This window comes from Methylocapsa polymorpha (assembly GCF_045689225.1).
Taxonomy (GTDB): Bacteria; Pseudomonadota; Alphaproteobacteria; order Rhizobiales; family Beijerinckiaceae; genus Methylocapsa; species Methylocapsa polymorpha.
The window spans coordinates 437,710-456,543 of sequence record NZ_CP136862.1 but is presented as its reverse complement, the minus strand read 5'-3'; the positions used below and the strand labels follow the sequence as shown (position 1 = coordinate 456,543).

The 18,834-nt window shown below is 59.9% G+C and carries 13 protein-coding genes; 7 read left to right on the top strand and 6 right to left on the bottom strand.

The genetic code is table 11. The features are described from left to right. Positions 1 to 77 precede the first annotated feature (77 nt). Complete coding sequence (gene rpoC / locus RZS28_RS02235; RefSeq protein ID WP_407339592.1) at positions 78 to 4,280, top strand: DNA-directed RNA polymerase subunit beta'; 4,203 nt, start codon at positions 78 to 80, stop codon at positions 4,278 to 4,280. Between the two features lie 220 nt (positions 4,281 to 4,500). Here rpoC and RZS28_RS02230 read toward each other — a convergent pair whose 3' ends face one another. After that, positions 4,501 to 5,481, bottom strand: coding sequence for a catalase family peroxidase (locus tag RZS28_RS02230; protein WP_407341020.1), 981 nt, complete (start codon positions 5,479 to 5,481; stop codon positions 4,501 to 4,503). Between the two features lie 225 nt (positions 5,482 to 5,706). After that, positions 5,707 to 6,717, bottom strand: a complete 1,011-nt coding sequence (locus RZS28_RS02225) for a hypothetical protein (RefSeq protein ID WP_407339591.1) — start codon at positions 6,715 to 6,717, stop codon at positions 5,707 to 5,709. 184 nt (positions 6,718 to 6,901) lie between these two features. Between RZS28_RS02225 and RZS28_RS02220 the strand changes: the two genes are divergently transcribed. The 4 genes from RZS28_RS02220 to RZS28_RS02205 all read left to right on the top strand — a co-directional run bounded on the left by RZS28_RS02220 (position 6,902) and on the right by RZS28_RS02205 (position 12,684). Beyond that, the gene (locus tag RZS28_RS02220) at positions 6,902 to 7,969 is read left to right on the top strand and encodes an enoyl-CoA hydratase/isomerase family protein (protein ID WP_407339590.1); all 1,068 of its coding nucleotides are present in this window, start codon (positions 6,902 to 6,904) and stop codon (positions 7,967 to 7,969) included. After that, positions 7,966 to 8,460, top strand: a complete 495-nt coding sequence (locus RZS28_RS02215) for a hypothetical protein (RefSeq protein ID WP_407339589.1) — start codon at positions 7,966 to 7,968, stop codon at positions 8,458 to 8,460. The genes RZS28_RS02220 and RZS28_RS02215 overlap by 4 nt, the downstream gene beginning before the upstream one ends. 299 nt (positions 8,461 to 8,759) lie before the next feature. Further along, complete coding sequence (locus RZS28_RS02210; protein ID WP_407339588.1) at positions 8,760 to 11,159, top strand: RNA degradosome polyphosphate kinase; 2,400 nt, start codon at positions 8,760 to 8,762, stop codon at positions 11,157 to 11,159. Positions 11,160 to 11,166: 7 nt separating this feature from the next. Next, positions 11,167 to 12,684 (top strand): Ppx/GppA family phosphatase, encoded by a 1,518-nt coding sequence (locus RZS28_RS02205; RefSeq protein WP_407339587.1) that lies wholly within the window; start codon positions 11,167 to 11,169, stop codon positions 12,682 to 12,684. A 50-nt stretch (positions 12,685 to 12,734) separates the two neighbouring features. Here RZS28_RS02205 and rnd read toward each other — a convergent pair whose 3' ends face one another. Next, the gene (gene rnd / locus RZS28_RS02200; protein ID WP_407339586.1) at positions 12,735 to 13,913 is read right to left on the bottom strand and encodes a ribonuclease D; all 1,179 of its coding nucleotides are present in this window, start codon (positions 13,911 to 13,913) and stop codon (positions 12,735 to 12,737) included. A gap of 211 nt (positions 13,914 to 14,124) precedes the next feature. Between rnd and aspS the strand changes: the two genes are divergently transcribed. Next, the gene (aspS, locus tag RZS28_RS02195) at positions 14,125 to 16,026 is read left to right on the top strand and encodes an aspartate--tRNA ligase (protein ID WP_407341019.1); all 1,902 of its coding nucleotides are present in this window, start codon (positions 14,125 to 14,127) and stop codon (positions 16,024 to 16,026) included. 54 nt (positions 16,027 to 16,080) lie between these two features. Continuing rightward, on the top strand, positions 16,081 to 16,767 hold the full coding sequence (locus tag RZS28_RS02190; RefSeq protein ID WP_407339585.1) for a DJ-1/PfpI family protein: 687 nt from the start codon (positions 16,081 to 16,083) through the stop codon (positions 16,765 to 16,767). 38 nt (positions 16,768 to 16,805) lie between these two features. On the opposite strand, the gene RZS28_RS02185 is transcribed toward RZS28_RS02190, so the two are convergent. From RZS28_RS02185 to RZS28_RS02175, 3 genes are all read right to left on the bottom strand, one after another. Then, positions 16,806 to 17,075, bottom strand: coding sequence for a hypothetical protein (locus tag RZS28_RS02185; RefSeq protein WP_407339584.1), 270 nt, complete (start codon positions 17,073 to 17,075; stop codon positions 16,806 to 16,808). Positions 17,076 to 17,332: 257 nt separating this feature from the next. Continuing rightward, positions 17,333 to 17,566 (bottom strand): hypothetical protein, encoded by a 234-nt coding sequence (locus RZS28_RS02180; protein WP_407339583.1) that lies wholly within the window; start codon positions 17,564 to 17,566, stop codon positions 17,333 to 17,335. A gap of 435 nt (positions 17,567 to 18,001) precedes the next feature. After that, positions 18,002 to 18,733: a hypothetical protein gene (locus RZS28_RS02175; protein WP_407339582.1), complete on the bottom strand. Its 732-nt coding sequence runs from the start codon at positions 18,731 to 18,733 to the stop codon at positions 18,002 to 18,004. Between the last annotated feature and the right edge of the window lie 101 nt (positions 18,734 to 18,834).

The following is an 18,834-nucleotide window of genomic DNA, read 5'->3' as shown; positions in this document are numbered from 1 at the left end:
TGCGATGCGCTTTTTCAAGATTTTCCGGCAAGTGGCCTGGCGCGCCTTCGCGCCGGCCCAAGCATCAGGAGATGGCAATGAATCAAGAGGTCATGAATCTCTTCAATCCGGTCGTCCAGCCGCAGGCTTTCGATCAGATCCAGATATCGATCGCCAGCCCGGAGAAGATTCTGTCCTGGTCCTTCGGCGAAATCAAGAAGCCGGAGACGATCAACTATCGGACGTTCAAGCCGGAGCGCGACGGCCTGTTCTGCGCCCGCATCTTTGGTCCGATCAAGGATTACGAGTGCTTGTGCGGCAAGTACAAGCGGATGAAATACAAGGGCGTCATCTGCGAGAAATGCGGCGTCGAAGTGACCTTGTCGCGCGTGCGGCGCGAGCGCATGGGACATATTTCGCTTGCCGCGCCGGTCGCGCATATCTGGTTCTTGAAGTCGCTGCCGTCCCGCATCGGCCTCTTGCTCGATATGACGCTGAAGGATCTCGAGCGCATCCTTTATTTCGAATCCTATATCGTGCTCGATCCGGGCTTGACGCCTTTGAAGGATCGCCAGCTCCTCAATGAGGAGGACTATCTGCGCGCGCAGGATGAATATGGCCAGGATTCCTTCACCGCTCTGATCGGCGCCGAAGCGATCCGCGAGATCCTGCGCAACATGGACCTTGCCGGGATCGCGGAGCAGCTCAAGATCGAGATCGCCCAGTCCACCACGGAATTGAAGCCGAAGAAGCTCGCAAAGCGGCTAAAGATCATCGAGGCGTTCATCCATTCTGGCAACAAGCCGGAGTGGATGATTCTCACCGAGGTTCCGGTCATTCCGCCGGACCTGCGGCCGCTTGTGCCGCTTGACGGCGGAAGGTTCGCGACCTCCGATCTCAACGATCTCTATCGCCGCGTCATCAACCGCAACAACCGGCTGAAGCGGCTGATTGAATTGCGCGCGCCAGACATCATCGTGCGCAATGAAAAGCGCATGCTGCAGGAGGCTGTCGACGCTTTGTTCGACAATGGCCGGCGCGGCCGCGTCATCACCGGCGCCAACAAGCGGCCCTTGAAGTCGCTTGCGGACATGTTGAAGGGCAAGCAGGGTCGGTTCCGCCAGAACCTGCTCGGCAAGCGCGTCGATTATTCCGGCCGCTCGGTCATCGTCGTCGGTCCCGATCTCAAGCTGCATCAATGCGGCTTGCCGAAGAAGATGGCGCTGGAGCTTTTCAAGCCCTTCATCTATTCGCGGCTCGACGCGAAGGGCCTGTCGGCGACGGTCAAACAGGCGAAGAAACTCGTCGAAAAGGAAAAGCCGGAAGTCTGGGACATTCTCGACGAGGTCATCCGCGAGCATCCGGTCATGTTGAACCGGGCTCCGACCTTGCACCGCCTCGGCATCCAGGCTTTCGAGCCGAAGTTGATCGAGGGCAAGGCGATCCAGTTGCATCCGCTTGTCTGCGCGGCGTTCAACGCCGATTTCGACGGCGACCAGATGGCGGTTCACGTGCCTTTGTCGCTCGAGGCTCAGCTTGAAGCGCGCGTGCTCATGATGTCGACCAACAATATCCTGCATCCGGCCAATGGTCAGCCGATCATCGTGCCGAGCCAGGATATCGTCCTCGGTCTCTATTATGTTTCGCTGATGCGCGACGGCGAGCCCGGTCAAGGCATGGCCTTCGCCAATATCGGCGAGATCGAGCACGCCATACAGGCCAAGGCGATCACCTTGCATACGCGGATCAAGGGCCGCGCATGGACCTATGATTCCGACGGCCAACGCGTGTCAAAGATCTTCGACACCACGCCCGGCCGTTTGATCCTTGGCCAGCTTCTGCCCAACCACACGAAGATTCCTTTCGACGTCGTGAACAAGCTCATGACGAAGAAGGAAATCTCCAACATGATCGACATCGTCTACCGCAATTGCGGGCAGAAGGAGACGGTCATCTTCTGCGACCGGATCATGGCGCTCGGCTTCCGCGAGGCGTTCAAGGCCGGCATTTCCTTCGGCAAGGACGACATGGTCGTGCCCGAGACGAAGCCGCGCATCATTGCGGAGACGAGCGCGCTCGCCAAGGAATATGAGCAGCAATATAACGATGGCCTCATCACTCATGGCGAGAAATACAACAAGGTGGTCGACGCCTGGGCGAAATGCTCCGACAAGCTCGCCGAGGAGATGATGTTGCGCATCTCGTCCGTGCAAAAGGACGAATCTGGCCGCGACAAGCCGATCAACTCGATCTACATGATGTCGCATTCCGGGGCGCGTGGCTCGCCGACGCAGATGAAGCAACTCGCCGCGATGCGCGGATTGATGACGAAGCCTTCGGGCGAGATCATCGAGAGCCCGATCATCTCGAACTTCAAGGAAGGGCTCACCGTGCTCGAGTATTTCAACTCGACGCATGGCGCCCGCAAGGGCCTCGCCGACACGGCTCTGAAGACCGCGAATTCCGGCTATCTGACCCGCCGGCTCGTCGACGTCGCGCAGGACTCGATCATCACGACGGTTGACTGCGGCTCCCAGAACGGCATCCGCATGCGCGCGATCATCGACGCCGGCCAGATCGTCGCGTCGCTCGCCATCCGCATTCTCGGACGGACGGCAGCCGAGGACTTGAAGGACGTCGACGGCGGAATTATCGTCGCCGCGGGCGAGATGATCCAGGAATGGCATATCGACCGCATCAACGCGGCCGGCATCCAGGAAGTGAAGATCCGCTCGGTGCTGACCTGCGAAGCCAAGAACGGCGTCTGCGGCAAGTGTTATGGCCGCGATCTCGCGCGTGGAACGCCGGTCAATATGGGCGAGGCGGTGGGCGTCATCGCCGCGCAGTCGATCGGTGAGCCGGGCACGCAGCTCACGATGCGCACGTTCCATATCGGTGGCGCCGCGCAGATCGCCGATCAGTCCTTCATCGAATCCAATTTCGAGGGAACGGTGAAGGTCCGCAATCGGCATCTCGCCCGTAATTCCGAGGGCGACTTGATGGTCATGGCGCGCAATGTCGCGATCGTCATCGAAGGCCCGGATGGCGTCGAGCGCGCGGTCCATCGCGTCCAATATGGCGCGAGGCTCAAGGTCGACGAAGGCGACAAGATCAAGCGTGGCCAGCGCATCGCCGAGTGGGATCCCTACACCCGGCCGATCCTGACCGAGATCGACGGCGTCATCGGCTTCGAGGATCTTGTCGAAGGCGCCTCGATGACCGAGACCATCGACGAGGCGACAGGCATCGCCAAGCGCGTGGTCATCGACTGGCGGCTCAATCAACGGTCGGCGACCTTGAAGCCGTCAATCGTGATCAAGACTGCGGATGGCAAGATCGGGAAGCTGCAGCGCGGCGGCGACGCGCGCTACACGCTGCCAGTCGAGTCGATCATCGGCGTCGACCCGGGCGGCGAGGTCAAGGCGGGCGACATCATCGCCCGCATCTCGATGGAATCGGCGAAGACGCGCGACATCACGGGCGGCCTTCCACGCGTCGCCGAATTGTTCGAGGCGCGCCGGCCGAAGGATCATGCGATCATCGCCGAGGCCTCGGGCACGGTGCAGTTTGGCCGCGACTACAAGAACAAGACGCGCATCTCGATCATTCCGAACGAGGAGGGCGCCGAGCCGATCGAATATTTGATCCCCAAGGGCAAGCATATCCATCTCCAGGACGGCGACGTCGTGGAGAAGGGCGATTATATCGTCGATGGAAATCCGGCCCCGCACGACATTTTGGCGATCAAGGGAGTCGAGGAGCTCGCCGCCTATCTCGTCAACGAGATCCAGGAAGTCTATCGCCTGCAGGGCGTCAGCATCAACGACAAGCACATCGAGGTGATTGTCCGCCAGATGCTGCAGAAGGTCGATATCGTCGATCCCGGCGACACCGATTTTCTATCCGGCGAGCAGGTCGATCAGACCGAACTCGATGAGGCCAATACAAAGGCGATCGAGGAGGGCAAGAAGCCGGCCTCCGGAACCCCGGTCCTGCTCGGGATCACCAAAGCTTCGCTGCAGACGCGGTCCTTTATTTCCGCCGCGTCCTTCCAGGAGACGACCCGCGTGCTGACCGAGGCGGCCGTTAACGGAAAGGCCGACACGCTCGAAGGGCTGAAGGAAAACGTCATCGTCGGCCGGCTCATCCCGGCGGGCACCGGCGCGGCCATGTCTAAACTGCGCCGGGTCGCGGCCATGCGCGACGAGCTCATATTGGCGCAAAAGGCGGAGACATCGAAGCCGGCCGCGCCTGAGCCGACGCCCTTGCTCGAACAGCCGCGCGTGACCGTGGACGAATAGGCCAAGGCCTTTTGCAAGCATTTTACGAACCTCGGGGGTCCAATGGTCCCCGAGGTTTTTTGTGTCCCGCGGACGCCGCGGCCCCGCGCCTTAGAGCATGTTCCGAAAAAGTTGTTCGACTTTTTCGGTCAGAACATGCTCCAACTCTTTGAGTTTGAGCGATTCCTTTTCGATCAGATGAGTCCATCTGATCGGGAAGCGCTCTAGCGAAGAGAAAGTTTCATGGGTTGCGGCGTGAGAAAGACACCGCATAGGACCCATCCCGCACGTCGATCAGGGGATCGTCGGAGGGCTCAATTCCGTCGATAAGGCGGCCCGGCAGGAACAAAAGCTCCTTTTGGGCTTCCAGGCTATTGGGCGCGGCTTTGTCGATCGTCAGCACCCCGAGCTCCACGATCTTGTTGGTCTCCGGCCAGGGTTGCGAACCGTCTTTCGTCTGGTCGGCGGGCGTCGCCAGCTGGGCCTTCAGGTGGAACGTCACCGGGGCGCGCGCGAGACGCGCCGGCAATTCGTCGATGAGGAAATCCGGCGGTCTTTTGGCGGCTTCCGCCGCATCGAGATGCACGAGCTTCTCCGGCGCCGCTATATAGCGTATGGCCTGCCTCTCGCCTTTCTTGTTGACGAAGACGAAGGCGTTGATCCCATAATATTGTTCGTCGGCGAAACTGTTCGGCGTTTGCACCGTCGCCTGGGCGCGCGGCGCGTTCGGATGGCTCGCGACGAATTCGTCGAATTTTGTTGGCTTGGGCGCAGTGGGCGGACTGGCGGCCAAGGCCAGCAGCATGTCGCGGAAATCGGCGCCGGTGGCGACAGGAAAGAATTTCAATGAATTGATCACCATGTCGGTCTCATTGCCGTCCGGCAAATGAAACTTGATCGCGAGCCCGTGCGGATTAGCCAAGCCTGATCCATCAGGCACGTTCGGAATGCCCGTAGCGTCCGAGAAGCGCACCGTAACCGGGATGACGCGGCCGTCGAACAGCGCCGCCTTGCTCAGCGAGGCCGCATCGGGCGAGGCCTTGAAACTTCCCTCCGCGACGATTCCCTTCGCGTGATTGGCGCGAAACCCCGGATGGACGCCGAACAGCTTGTTCATTGCGTCGACGATCTGCTCTTCGACTGGCGCATCCTGCGCGGCGACCGGCCAGGAGGCTGAAGTCAGCAGCGCAGCCGCCGCGATGTAAAGCTTGATCGGCGCCATCATGAACCTCCAGAGTGAAGTTTGCGCAGCCTGCCCGCCGCCATTGCTTCATACGCCCAGAATATGTCGCGGCCTTGCCGGTGCGTCCAGATGACCTCGGCGAGACATCGGGGGCAAGAGGCCCATCGCGAACTCTTCCATAGATCAAGGCTTTGTCGACCACGCCAAATCATTCTCGACCCCTAATGCACTTACCGAAAGCATCTAGGATCGTCGAATAAAGGCTCACAGCATCTTATAGATGTCGAATGCCAGCAGCATAAAGAAGGAAGGCGCCAGCAGCCATAATCGAAAAGGGGCCAGTCGATCTTGGCAATAATAATTGAAATTAACTAATCGTTCGGCATGTCTGACAAGCAGCCAGATCATGCACCCCAGGGATGGCGCCAGGCTCAATATTACCAAAGCTATCCATATTCCGCTGCTCGGCGTTTTCCGCTCAATCGTCGCCATAGTGAGGGCAAATGGGAAAATAGCGATTCCAAGCACCGCAACCAAATTCACCCATAGCTTGCGGGTTTTCGGCCGATCCTCAGAGGCGCTCGCGTGGGCGGATTGAGTCCCTTCTAAGCCTGTGGCTGATTTCGGCGACGCCTTTGCGATGAGCGCAGCAAAAAGCTCATGCACGCTGATTTTCTCGCGCATCGACCATGCCGCGTTAAATTCTATATAGACATGTGGATGTCCCATCGTTTCCAGGGCCGACCCATGATAGTAATAACTTCCATCGAGCGCTGGCGTCGCCTCCTTTAAATATACCGTTTCGCCGGGACGCATCCAGAGGCCCCTTCCGCGTTGTGTAAAGTCAACTTTTTTGCAAGCAGTCCACGGAATAAACTTGTCCGATAGCCTGGTATCTCGGAATCCGTCGATCCCAATTGTAAGTACGCCATTTCCAAATTTTCGCTGCGCACGCCATTGTCTTATGAGCGTAATCGAAAATAGAATCAGAACTGGGCTAAAGCTGAGAATTATGACCAGATCGTTTCTGGATCTGCTTATAATCACGAGCATGAAGAAAAGAATGGCGATGATTTTACCGATAGAATCATTCCAGTTAAAGGACATTCGCCATTCTACTGGAAGGGTGACTTTCTCTTTTTCCCAGGTATTTCGCGACTTTAAAAATTCGGGCTTCCTGGTTTCGACATAACTTACAGGACTATCCGCCGAGCTCTCTGGCATAACCATCATAAATCCCCACGGAACACGAAATTCTCGCATAAATCGGAGCATTTTCCAGCTCTCTGTGATTTGCGGCTGCCGCTGCCAAAAAGCCCTTTGACGACGGGGATCGGATTACGGAAGCAATCGTCATTCCGCTCTGATCCGGCCGCCAATTTCCCAAACCTGACGCTTCGTCCCGGATGCGTTGACGGGACGCCCTTCGGGGGTCTAATCCCTCCTGCCAGGAGGGACGATGAGCGATCCGGAGATTACTTGCGAGAAAGAGGGCCGTTGCGGCGTCATCACGCTCAACCGTCCCCACGCGCTGAATGCTTTGACCTTGCACATGGTGCGCGAGATCGCGCGGGCGCTCGACCTGTGGGAAGGCGATCCGGCTGTTCAATGCGTTCTCGTCAAGGCGGCGGGAGACCGGGCTTTTTGCGCCGGGGCGGACATCAGGATTCTGCACGAATTGGGCAAGGCTCAGCGTTTCGCCGAGCAACTCGCCTTCTGGCGCGAGGAATATATCCTCAATCGCCGCATCAAGCTCTATCCAAAGCCCTATGTCTCGCTCATCGACGGAATCGTCATGGGCGGTGGCGCTGGCATATCCGCGCATGGCTCCTACATTGTCGCCGGCGACAAATACAGCTTCGCCATGCCGGAGGCGGGCATAGGCTTTTTCCCGGATGTCGGGGCGACGTTCTTTCTGCCGCGCCTGCCCGGCAAGACAGGGGCCTATCTCGCCTTGACCGGAGCGCGCATGAACTGCGGCGACGCCGTCGCTTTCGGGCTCGCAAACGCTCATGCGCCGTCGCAGCGATTCGCGGCGCTGGCGCAGCGGCTGGTCCACGGCGAGGATGTTTCGGCCGCGATTGCGGCTGAAAGCGCGCCGCCGCCCGTTTCGTCGCTAGCGGGTCAAAGGCATTTCATCGACGGCTGTTTCGGCGCGCCGACGCTTTCGGCCATTCTCGAGGAGATCGACGACGCGGGCTATGGGGGCTCGGAATTCGCCCTCGCCACATATGACACGATACGCGCGAAATCGCCGACTAGTCTCGCGATCGCGCTGCGGCAAATGCAGATCGGCGCGAGCCTCGATATTGACGAGGCCATGCGAACGGAATTTCGGATCGTCTCGCGCATCGCCAAGGGACATGATTTTTACGAAGGCGTCCGCGCGGTTATCATCGACAAGGACAATCGGCCGATTTGGAATCCGGCCGAAATCGAAGCCCTCAAGCCGGCCGATATCGACCCCTATTTCGCGCCTCTGACTGACGGCGAGCTCGAGTTTTCCGCAGAAGCTCACGCGCCATGAGAGTCCTTCCGGGATTCGACAAGAAAGCGGAGCAGGGCGATTCCGGGGCGGCTATCCGCCTCGGCGAGGCGGCGCATCGCACCGGCAATGAAGCGCCTTGGGACCTTTCCTGGGGGCTCATCCTCGTCGTGTTCATGCGCCTGCTCGCGGTGATCTGGGTCTTCCAGGGGCTGGTGCAATGGGGCGCGGTGCTGCTGCCGCGCGAACCGCTCTTCGATGTCGTGACGCCGATCTGGGGCGGGGCGGTGATTTTCTTTGCGGTTCTCGACCTTGTGGCCGCGGTCGGCCTGTGGCTTGCGACCCCTTGGGGCGGCGTGCTGTGGCTTTTTAGCGCGCTGGCGCAGATCTTCGTCGCGCTGGCGATCCAGAACTTTTTCTCCATGATCTGGATTAGCTGCGACATTGTCTTGATCGTCCTCTATTTCGGCTTAACTTGGCTAGCAGGCCGATCGAGCGCGCCGTTCGGCGGAGCCGAGCGGCGTCGGCTCTAAAGCGAGTCCTTGCTGATCAAATAGAGTCATTTGATCAGCAAAGACTCGTTCAAATTCAAAGACTTGGAGGATGTCCTGATCGAAAAAGTCGGGCAACTTTTTCGGGACATGCTCTGAGCTGCGGCGCAGTGCTCGGGTAGATTTCAGCAGGCTCGCGGACGCGCTCTTTACAACCTTTCCTCGAGCGACCAAGCTCGCTTTGACGGATGCGCAGACGGCGCCTTCAGCTTATGCGCGGGGCTTGCTCTTCGAGATGCGCGTTAGAGCCCCGCCAAGTCACGTTCTCGTCATGAAAAGCGATGAAGTTCCGGCGATTTTCCAACGAGGAGGCCATTTTGAGTTCACCCGCCCAAGGGCCTAAGACGGCCGAATCAAAGCGCGGAACCGAGACAAGGCGCGGCGGGAAACATAATTCGATCGCAGCGGAAATTACGCCGCCGCGCGCCGCGACTCCGGCGCCGGGCGACGGACACGCGAACGATGCCGAACCTGGTCTGAAAATCGAGGCCTCGGAAAACCCAAGGCCAGCGACGGACGATCGCAGCGATATGGCGACGCATCCAAGCGAGCTTGCGCATTCGCCGCACCGTTTCATCAATCGCGAATTATCTTGGCTCGAATTCAATTGGCGAGTCATGCAGGAAGCCTCGAATCGCAATCATCCCCTTCTCGAACAATTGCGCTTCCTGACGATCTCGGCCGATAACCTCGACGAATTCTTCATGGTGCGCGTCGCTGGTCTTCGCGGCCAGTTGCGCGCCGGCGTCATGACGCCTTCCGAGGATGGTCTTACGCCGGCTGAGCAGCTCGCCAAGATCCGCGAGCGCGTGAGTCTTTTGGCGGTGGAGCAGCAGCGCCGCTGGCGCGAGCTGCGCAAGGAGCTGGATGGCGTAGGGATTGCGATTCTGGATCCGCCGGATCTCGCCAAGTCAGAGGCGGCTTGGCTCGAGCAATATTTTCTGGCGCATGTCTTTCCGGTGCTGACGCCGCTTGCGATCGATCCGGCGCATCCGTTTCCCTTCATTCCCAATTTCGGCTTCACCATTGCGCTCGAATTGATCGGGCCCGGCGGCAACAAGAATTCCAAGGCCCTCATCCGCCTGCCGGCCAAGATCGAACGGTTCATCAGGCTCCCGGACGAGCAGGGCGAAAAGCGCCAACGTTTCGTCGCTCTCGAAACATTGGTGGGCATGTTCACGCAGAGCCTGTTTCCCGGCTATAACGTGCGCGGGCTTGGTCTGTTCAGAGTCATTCGCGATAGCGATCTCGAGGTCGAGGAAGAGGCGGAGGATCTTGTTCTCCTCTTCGAAACAGCGTTGAAGCGCCGCCGTCTCGGCTCCGTCATTAGGCTCGAATTCGATAGCCTCATGCCGGAGGAGCTGCGCGCCTTCGTCGCAGAGGAGCTCGACGTCGTGGCCGAGGAGATCTTCATCCTCGATGGAATGCTGGCTTTGAACGAGCTGTCCGAGCTCGTGAGCCTCGATCGGCCGGAGCTCAAGTTCAAGCCCTATAATCCGCGCTTTCCAGAACGCCTGCGCGACAATGGCGGCGACTGCTTTCTGACCATCAAGCAAAAGGATCTCGTCGTCCACCATCCATACGAGTCCTTTGACGTGGTGGTGCAGTTTCTAAATCAGGCCGCAGCCGATCCGCATGTGGTCGCGATCAAGCAGACGCTCTATCGCACATCCTCGAACAGTCCGATCGTTCGCGCCCTCATCGAGGCGGCGGAAGCCGGCAAGTCGGTGACCGCTCTTGTCGAACTCAAGGCGCGTTTCGACGAGGCGGCCAATATCCGCTGGGCGCGCGATCTCGAACGCGCGGGCGTGCAAGTGGTCTTCGGCTTCATCGAATTGAAGACGCACGCCAAATTGTCCATGGTCGTGCGCAAGGAAGGCGGCGCCTTGGTCACTTATTGCCATGTCGGCACCGGAAATTATCACCCCGTGACGGCGAAAATTTATACCGACATTTCCTTTTTCACCGCGGATGCGGCGATCGGCCGCGACGTCTCCAAAATTTTCAATTTCATCACCGGCTACGCGAAGCCGGCCGGTCTTGAGCGCATGGCGGTGTCGCCGATTTCATTGAAGACGCGCCTGCTGGACCATATCGCTCAGGAAATCGCCTTCGTTAAGGCCGGCAAGCCCGGCTCCATCTGGGCGAAATGCAATTCTCTGGTCGATCCGGAGATCATCGACGCCTTCTACGAAGCGAGCCAGGCAGGCGTAACGATCGACCTCATCGTGCGCGGCATATGTTGCTTGAGGCCGGGCTTGCCGGGCCTTTCCGAGAACATAAGGGTGAAATCCATCATCGGCCGCTTTCTCGAACATGCCCGCGTCTATTGCTTTGGCGGCGGTCATGAGCTGCCGCATCCGAAGGCGCATGTCTATATTTCATCCGCCGATCTGATGCCGCGCAATCTTGATCGTCGCGTCGAGGTATTGATGCCGATCCTCAATCCGACCGTGCACGAGCAGGTGCTCGACCAGATTATGGTCGCCAATTTGATCGACAATCAACAGAGCTATCGGGTCTTGCCGGATGGATCTAGCGCGCGCATACAGGCGGCGGAAGGCGAGGAGCCTTTCAATGCGCATTCCTATTTCATGACGAATCCGAGCCTGTCCGGTCGTGGCAAATCCCTCAAGCACTCAAGCCCGAAAAGCCTCTTCAAGCGGCTGGAGAACCGTTGACTCCTCCATGTTGAATTACGATCGAGACCGAGCGTTGAATCTGCGGACGAAACATCCGGTCGCGATTGTCGACATCGGATCGAACTCGGTTCGTCTTGTCGCTTACGAGAGCCTAAGTCGGTCGCCGCGGCCGATCTTCAACGAAAAATCGCTCTGCGCGCTAGGCAATGGCGTGGCGACGACGGGACGGCTTCCCAAGGCCGGCATGGAGAAAGCCTTTGCGGCTTTGCGCCGCTTCCGCGTCTTAAGCGACATCATGGGGGTTTCGGACCTCTATGTGATTGCGACAGCCGCGGCGCGCGACGCTGTGAACGGCGGCGAATTTCTGGCGGCGGCGACGCAGGCGATCGGCGCGCCGATCTCTCTCCTGTCCGGCGACCGCGAAGCGGAATTGTCGGCGCAAGGGGTCGTCTCGGGAATCAACAAGCCGGACGGCGTCGTCGGCGATCTCGGCGGCGGTTCGCTCGAACTGATTGACGTGAAAGGCGCCACTCTCGGCAAAGGCGCGACCCTGCCGCTCGGCGGCCTCACCTTGATGGACGCCTCGGGGCGTTCGCCGCGCGCCGCGGTCAAGATTGTCCGCGAGGCTCTCGCGAAGTCGCGCATTCTCGATCGCGTCGCCGGACGCAGCTTCTACGCTGTCGGGGGCACTTGGCGCGCGCTGGCCAAGCTGCACATGAGCCAACGCCATTATCCGCTGAATGTGATGCACGGCTATGTGATTCCCGCCGAAGACGCTGCCGATTTCGCGGGCCTCGTCGAGCGTGTGGACACGGACACGCTGATCTCGATCGACTCCGTCAATGCGGCGCGCCGGCCGCTCCTCGCCTATGGCGCCGTGGTGCTCGAAGAAATCATTCGCAAGTCGCAGCCGAGGGAGGTGATGATCTCAACCTCAGGCGTGCGCGAAGGTCTGCTTTACGAGATGCTTCCTCCGGCGCAACGCCAGCAGGATCCTTTGCTGGTCGCGGCGGCGGAATTCAATCAGCTCTTCTCTCGCGCGCCGCGCCACGCCGAGGATCTTTGCGCCTGGACCGATCATTTCATGAAGTCCACGCATCTCGAGGAGACCGCCGAGGAAAGGCGGCTTCGCCACGCGGCCTGCCTCTTGGCGGATGTGAACTGGCGCGCGCATCCCGATTATCGCAGCGAGGAAAGCCTGAATCTTGTCGAGAACACCGCCTTCACGGGGGTGGACCATCCCGGCCGGTCTTTTCTCGTTTTGGCCATGTCCTATCGCTATCTCGGCCTCGACGCGGACGTCAGTCCGCAGATTCGCGCGCTCGTATCCTCGCGAATGCTCGACAAGGCGCGAATTCTCGCCGCGGCGTCGCGGCTCGCCTATCTCATCTCGAGCGCCATGCCGGATGTCCTGCCGCGCGCGCCTGTCGCCTGCGTCAAATCCAAGGTGGTCTTGACCTTGCCTACCGATCTCGCGGATCTGGCGAGCGACCGGCTCTACAATCGATTGAAGCAGCTTGCTCGCCTCATCGGACGCGAGCCGGTGATCACGGTTTTGGGGTGACGATCAATCAGGCCCGCAGTCTTATCCGGGATGCGGGCCGCCTCGAGCCCTCACTTGGCCGCATCTGCTGGCCCCCCGGCGTCCTGCCATTCGAGGGTGATGACTTTGCCATGTTCGACCGTCAGGGCGAGACGGCCGTGCTTCAGCTCAAGCGCCTTGACGCCGAAAAGCTCGCGCCGCCAGCCGCTCAAGGCCGCGACCTTGGCGTTGTCGTCGGCGGCGATCGCCTCGAGATCATCGACCGTCGCGATCATCTTCGTAGCCACCCCGTGGCTTTCGCTGACGTGGCGGAGCAGCACTTTCAGGAGCTCGACCGTCGCGCCATTGCCGCCCGTGCGCCGTTCGCGCTCGAGTTTCGGCAGCGTCTTGGGATCGCGGGCGAGGCCGCGTTCGATCGCCGCCAGAATATCGACGCCCGTGCGGGAGCGCTCCATGCCGCGCGGAAAGGCGCGAAGGTTTCCCAAAGCGTCCGCCGTTCGCGGAGCGGCGAGCGCAAGCTCGACCAAGACATCGTCCTTGAGCACCCGCGAGCGCGGCACGTCGCGCGTCTGAGCCTCGGCTTCGCGCCAGCCGGCCACTTCCATCAGGACCGCGAGGTCGCGCGGTTTGCGGACCCGATTGCGCAAGCGCTCCCAGGCGTTTTCGGGATGCTGCGAATAGGTTGAAGGCGAGGTCAAAAGCGCCATTTCGTCGCTTAGCCAGGCAAGTCTTTCGCTCTGCTCCAGCTTCTGGCGCAAGAAAGCATAGATGTCGCGCAAATAAGTGACGTCGGCTATGGCGTAATCGACTTGAGTCGCCAAGAGCGGACGGCGCGACCAATCGGTAAAGCGTGATGATTTATCGAGGGTCACTTTCGTGACGGTTTGGACAAGATCGCCGTAAGAAACTTGATCGCCGAAGCCGCAGACCATGGCCGCGACTTGGGTGTCAAACAGCGGCGCCGGAATCAGCTTGGCGAGATTCCATATGATTTCAATATCTTGCCTGGCGGCATGAAATACTTTCGTGAGCGTCTGGTTGGCCATGAGCTCGAAGAAGGGCGAGAGATCGAGCCCCTCCGCCAGGGCGTCGACGGCTATCGCCTCCTCTGGCGACGCAAGCTGAACGACGCATAGCCGCGGCCAGAAGGTGGTTTCCCGCAAGAACTCGGTGTCGACCGTGACGAAGGAATGTTTTGCAAGGCGGCGGCAGGCTTCCGCCAAGTGTTGCGTGGTCGAGATCAGGCTCATATTTGCTCAATAAAGCAAAGCTCGGCGCGCGGCTATAGGCTCGAATGACTGTCGACCTCCGATCGCGAAGCAATCCGGTGGATCGCCCCCCGGCCGATCGCCGCAGCCGAGCGCCTTGACAGAAGCCCGCGCCCATGCCGTTCTCCGCCCGCTTCGCGAAACCCGCAAGGCCATCGTCAAGCCCTTCCCCTCTTTTGTTCGTGATGAAATGATGCATCGCTACCGTTCTCATACCTGCGGCGACCTGCGTGAAGCGCTAGCCGACGAAACGACCCGCCTCTCCGGCTGGTGCCATCGAATTCGCGACCACGGCGGCGTGCTTTTCATCGATCTGCGCGACCATTATGGCGTGACGCAATGCGTCGTCGACCCCGATTCGAAAGCTTTCGCTTTGGCCGAGAAACTCCGGTCCGAATGGGTTGTGCGCATCGACGGTCTGGTTCGGCGGCGCCCGGAAGGCACCGAAAACCCCGAGATGCCGACGGGCCTCATCGAGGTCTATGTGACAGAGATCGAAGTCCTCGGACCCGCCGCCGAACTGCCGATGCCTGTCTTCGGCGACCACAATTATCCGGAAGACATGCGGTTGCGCTATCGTTTTCTCGATCTACGCCGCGACAAGCTCCATAAGAACATCATGTTGCGCGGGCAGATCATTGATTTTTTGCGCGCCCGCATGAAGGAGCGTGGCTTTTTTGAATTTCAGACCCCGATCCTGACTGCTTCGAGCCCGGAAGGCGCGCGCGATTTTCTCGTGCCCTCGCGCCTGCATCCCGGCAAATTCTACGCCCTGCCGCAGGCGCCGCAGCAGTTCAAGCAGCTGATCATGGTCGCGGGCTTCGATCGCTATTTCCAGATCGCGCCCTGTTTCCGTGACGAGGACGCCCGCGCCGATCGTAGCCCCGGCGAATTCTACCAGCTCGATGTCGAAATGAGCTTCGTCACGCAAGAGGATGTTTTCGCTGAGGTTGAGCCGGTGCTGCGCGGCGTGTTTGAGGAATTCGGCGGCGGCCGGCCGGTGACGCAGAAATTCCCGCTCATTTCCTACAGCGCTGCTCTGAGGGCGTTCGGAACGGACAAGCCGGATCTCCGCAACCCGCTTCTCATCCACGACGTCACAAATGTCTTCCGCGACTCCGGCTTTGGCGTTTTCGCAAAGCGCCTCGCCGCCGATCCCGAGGCGGTCGTTTGGGCTGTCCCCGCGCCGGGCGGCGGCCAGCGAACCTTCTGCGACCGCATGGACAGTTGGGCCAAGAGCGAAGGCCAGCCGGGACTCGCTTATATTTTCTGGCGCGAAGGCGAGGAAGGCGGCGCCGGGCCGGTCGCGAAAAACATCGGCATCGAGCGCACCGAACTTATTCGTCAAGGCGTGAATGGACGGCTGAGCGAATTCGTGCGGCTGCCCGCGCCGGAAGACCAGAAAGAGGAGAAATTCCCGCTCGAGATCGCCGAACCCTACAGGGAACTTCGGCCTGTTGGATTGAAGGCGGGCGACGCCATCTTTTTCGTGCTGGGCAAGCCGAAGGATATTTACAAATTCGCCGGCGCCGCGCGGCAGCGCCTCGGCGAAGAGCTGGCTCTATCGAAGACCGGCGTCTTCGAATTCTGCTGGATCGTCGATTTTCCGATGTATGAATGGAACGACGACGAGAAGAAAATCGACTTCTCGCATAATCCGTTTTCAATGCCGAATTTCGAGCATGACGCTTTTGTCGCCCTGGATCCCTCGGACGAGAAGACCATATTCGGCATCAAGGCCTTCCAATATGACATTGTCTGCAATGGCGTCGAGCTGTCCTCCGGCGCGATCCGCAACCATCGTCCCGACATTATGCGGAAGGCCTTTGCTCTCGCCGGCTATGACGAGCGCGTGCTCGAGGAAAAATTCGGCGGCATGTATCGCGCCTTTCAATATGGCGCGCCGCCGCATGGCGGGATCGCGCCGGGCGTCGACCGCATCGTCATGCTGCTCGCGGGCGAAGAGAACTTGCGCGAGATCGTGCTCTTCCCGATGAACCAGCGCGCCGAGGATTTGCTCATGGGGGCGCCCTCCACCGTCACCGCAAAGCAATTGCGTGAATTGCACATCAGGCTCAATCTACCCGATAACTAGCGCTTAGCGCTGGCGGGTCTCCGCGTCACGGCAATCCAAGGACTGAGGCGCGCCATGAATGTCGTCATGCTTCTTTACCCGCGGCTGACCCAGCTCGATCTCACAGGGCCGTTCGAAATCTTCGCACGGTTCAGCGAACTGACGATTCATCTCGTCTGGAAGGACCTCGAGCCGGTCGCCAGCGACCCCGGCGGTCTTCGGATCCTGCCGACCACAACCCTCTCGGATTGCCCGCAGGCGGACATTCTCTTCGTGCCCGGCGGGCCAGGCCAGGCCGCGCTCATGGAAGACCCTGAGGTCCTCGGCTTCCTGCGGCGGCAGGCGGAGGGAGCCTCCTATGTGACGTCGGTCTGCACCGGATCGCTTGTGCTCGCCGCCGCCGGGCTCCTCACTGGCTATCGGGCGACCTGCCACTGGGCCTCGTTCAACCAGCTTGCTTATTTCGGCGTTATTCCTGTCGCTGAGCGCGTCGTGATCGATCGCAATCGGGTGACCGGCGCGGGCGTGACTTCCGGGATCGATTTCGCTTTGACCTTGGCTGCCCGCCTTTTAGGCGAGGACCGCGCGCGGGGGGCGCAGCTTGCGGTGGAATATGATCCGAAGCCGCCATTTGAGGGAGGATCGATCGATTCGTCCGATCCGGCGCTCGTCGCGAGCCTGCGCGAGGCGGTGGCGGATTTCCAGAAGAAGCGCGAGGACATCGCGCGGCGCGCCGCAGCAGCCTTGCAAGCTCATTCATAAATCTATGCGCGGCTGCAGCGGGCGTCTCCGAAACGCAGCTAGTCTTCGCTTTCCTGGCCGGCCGCAAGCCAGCTGTAGCCGCCCTGATCCCAGATCTGGGCCAGCCTTTGGTCGGGCCCATATTGCGGATATTGGACCTTGATCAGATTATATTCCTTCAAGAAGGATTCGAGATCCTCGCCCTGCAAGGAAACGATCTGGCTTTCGGACTTGAAGTGGAGCGTATAGGCGGAGCCGTCTTCGTTCGAGCGCAATTCATAATCCTCGCCGCCCTCGACAAATTTATTCAGCTGCTCGATTTCGGCCATGCTCATGCTCCCCCGAAGCGGGTCCTCCATGTCGGCGCCTGCGATCCAATCAAGGGAGCTGGCCGATTTTAGATTTTTTGCCGGATTTCCTAAACCCGACCTCCAGCGAGGCCCAAGAATCCCCCCTTGGCCGGCGCAGGTCAAGACGCGCCAATGACGGCGGGGCTCGCCTGCTGGCGCCCGGCAATTGTAGACGCATGACGAGGTTTTGTCTTCGCCGATGAGCGGGCGCGTCGTGGCGGGATTTGGCTCGCCGCCTAGACCATCAGGATGTGATCGATCGAGGAGTAAGGAATGAGATAGGTGCGGCTGCCGTCGGTCCAGGACACCGAAACATCGCCGATGGCGATCTCCTGATCTTGGACGCTATGCCCGGAAATGATGTGCGTCGAGCCTGCGATCGTCGTGATCTTGGTGTCGCGATGGGCGTTTTTCGCCTTGCCGACGAGCCCTTCGATCAAGCCCTTCATGATGGCGTCCTTGTCACTCATTTTAGCCTCTACTTGCTCAGAGTTGCCGTTTTTCGTCCAAGGCGGCGCGTTTTTCGAGCGCGGCCTCAAGGGCTGCGCGCATCAACGCCCATATCGCCAAACGCCGCTCAAAAGGCTGGCCTCATATATCTCGTTTGTCGTCATAACTGTCGGCGCCTGGTCGAGGATTGGCGCATTCAAGAAACGCGCCGAATTCCCCCTCGCGAAACGGCCGGCATTGGCGCCACGGGAGCTCCTCTTCGTGGTGTCTTCCGCATTCGACGTTCGTTCGCGTGAGCTTCGACATCCGTCGGGGATCGAACTCTCCCACTCGGCCTGGACGATTGCTAGAGCACTTCCCGATCAGATGGACTCATCTGATCGGGAAGGAATCGCTCAAATTCAAAGAGTTGGAGCAGGTTCCGAAAAAGTCGGTCAACTTTTTCGGAGCCTGCTCTAAGAAGCGGGCTTCGCCGCTTCCGGCGCGACATAGGGCTCAAACAGGAAATCCCGCGTCTTCATGCTGGCGAGACGTCCGTCCGCCCGGATCGACGGGTCGCGCGCCCGCGCCGCTGCGATCGAGCGCCAATTGGTGCCGGGCGCCGGCCAGGCCGAAAGGATCTGCTTGCTGTCGCTGTTTCGATAGAGCGCGATGAAGGGATAGATTGGGTTCTGGATCTGATGCTTGCTGACTTGGTGGAGCTGGCCGGAAATCTGCGCCGGGATGCTCAGCATGTCGCCGAGCCGCTCGCCGACATAGGCTTCGCCGAAGGATGCCTGCTTGTCGAGCCCTACGCTGATCAGCGAAATGAGCAGGTTCTGTTGCTCCAGGGGCGTGTCTGGGGCGTTGGGCGCGCTTTGGCGCTCGGATATGGTCTCGTAAAAGGTCGGCATGATTGTCGTTTGATCGACGCAATCGGGGAGGCGCAGGACTTCCTTGCTGGTCTTGACGCCATATTTCTCCGCGATGCCGTTTCTGACCGGCTCGACGTCTTCCAGCTCGAAGAGCGCCAGGAATTGCTGCAGCGGCCGGACGTCGATCTGATTCGGGCCGAACATGAAATTTTGGGCGGATCTCACCCCGGCGAGGCCTCGGATATGCTCAAAGAATTCGGCATACCACTCGTGGAAGGCTGCTTCTTTTTTCGGGACCGGATCCAGTAAGACGATAAAAGTCCCCTCCGACATCGATGTCTCCTCGCGAGCTTAATGGCGCAGTTTCAATTCCGGACGGCCATTTCCCAAGTGTGTCGAATCATTGGCGCATGCGATCAAGCATTGCCGATGCG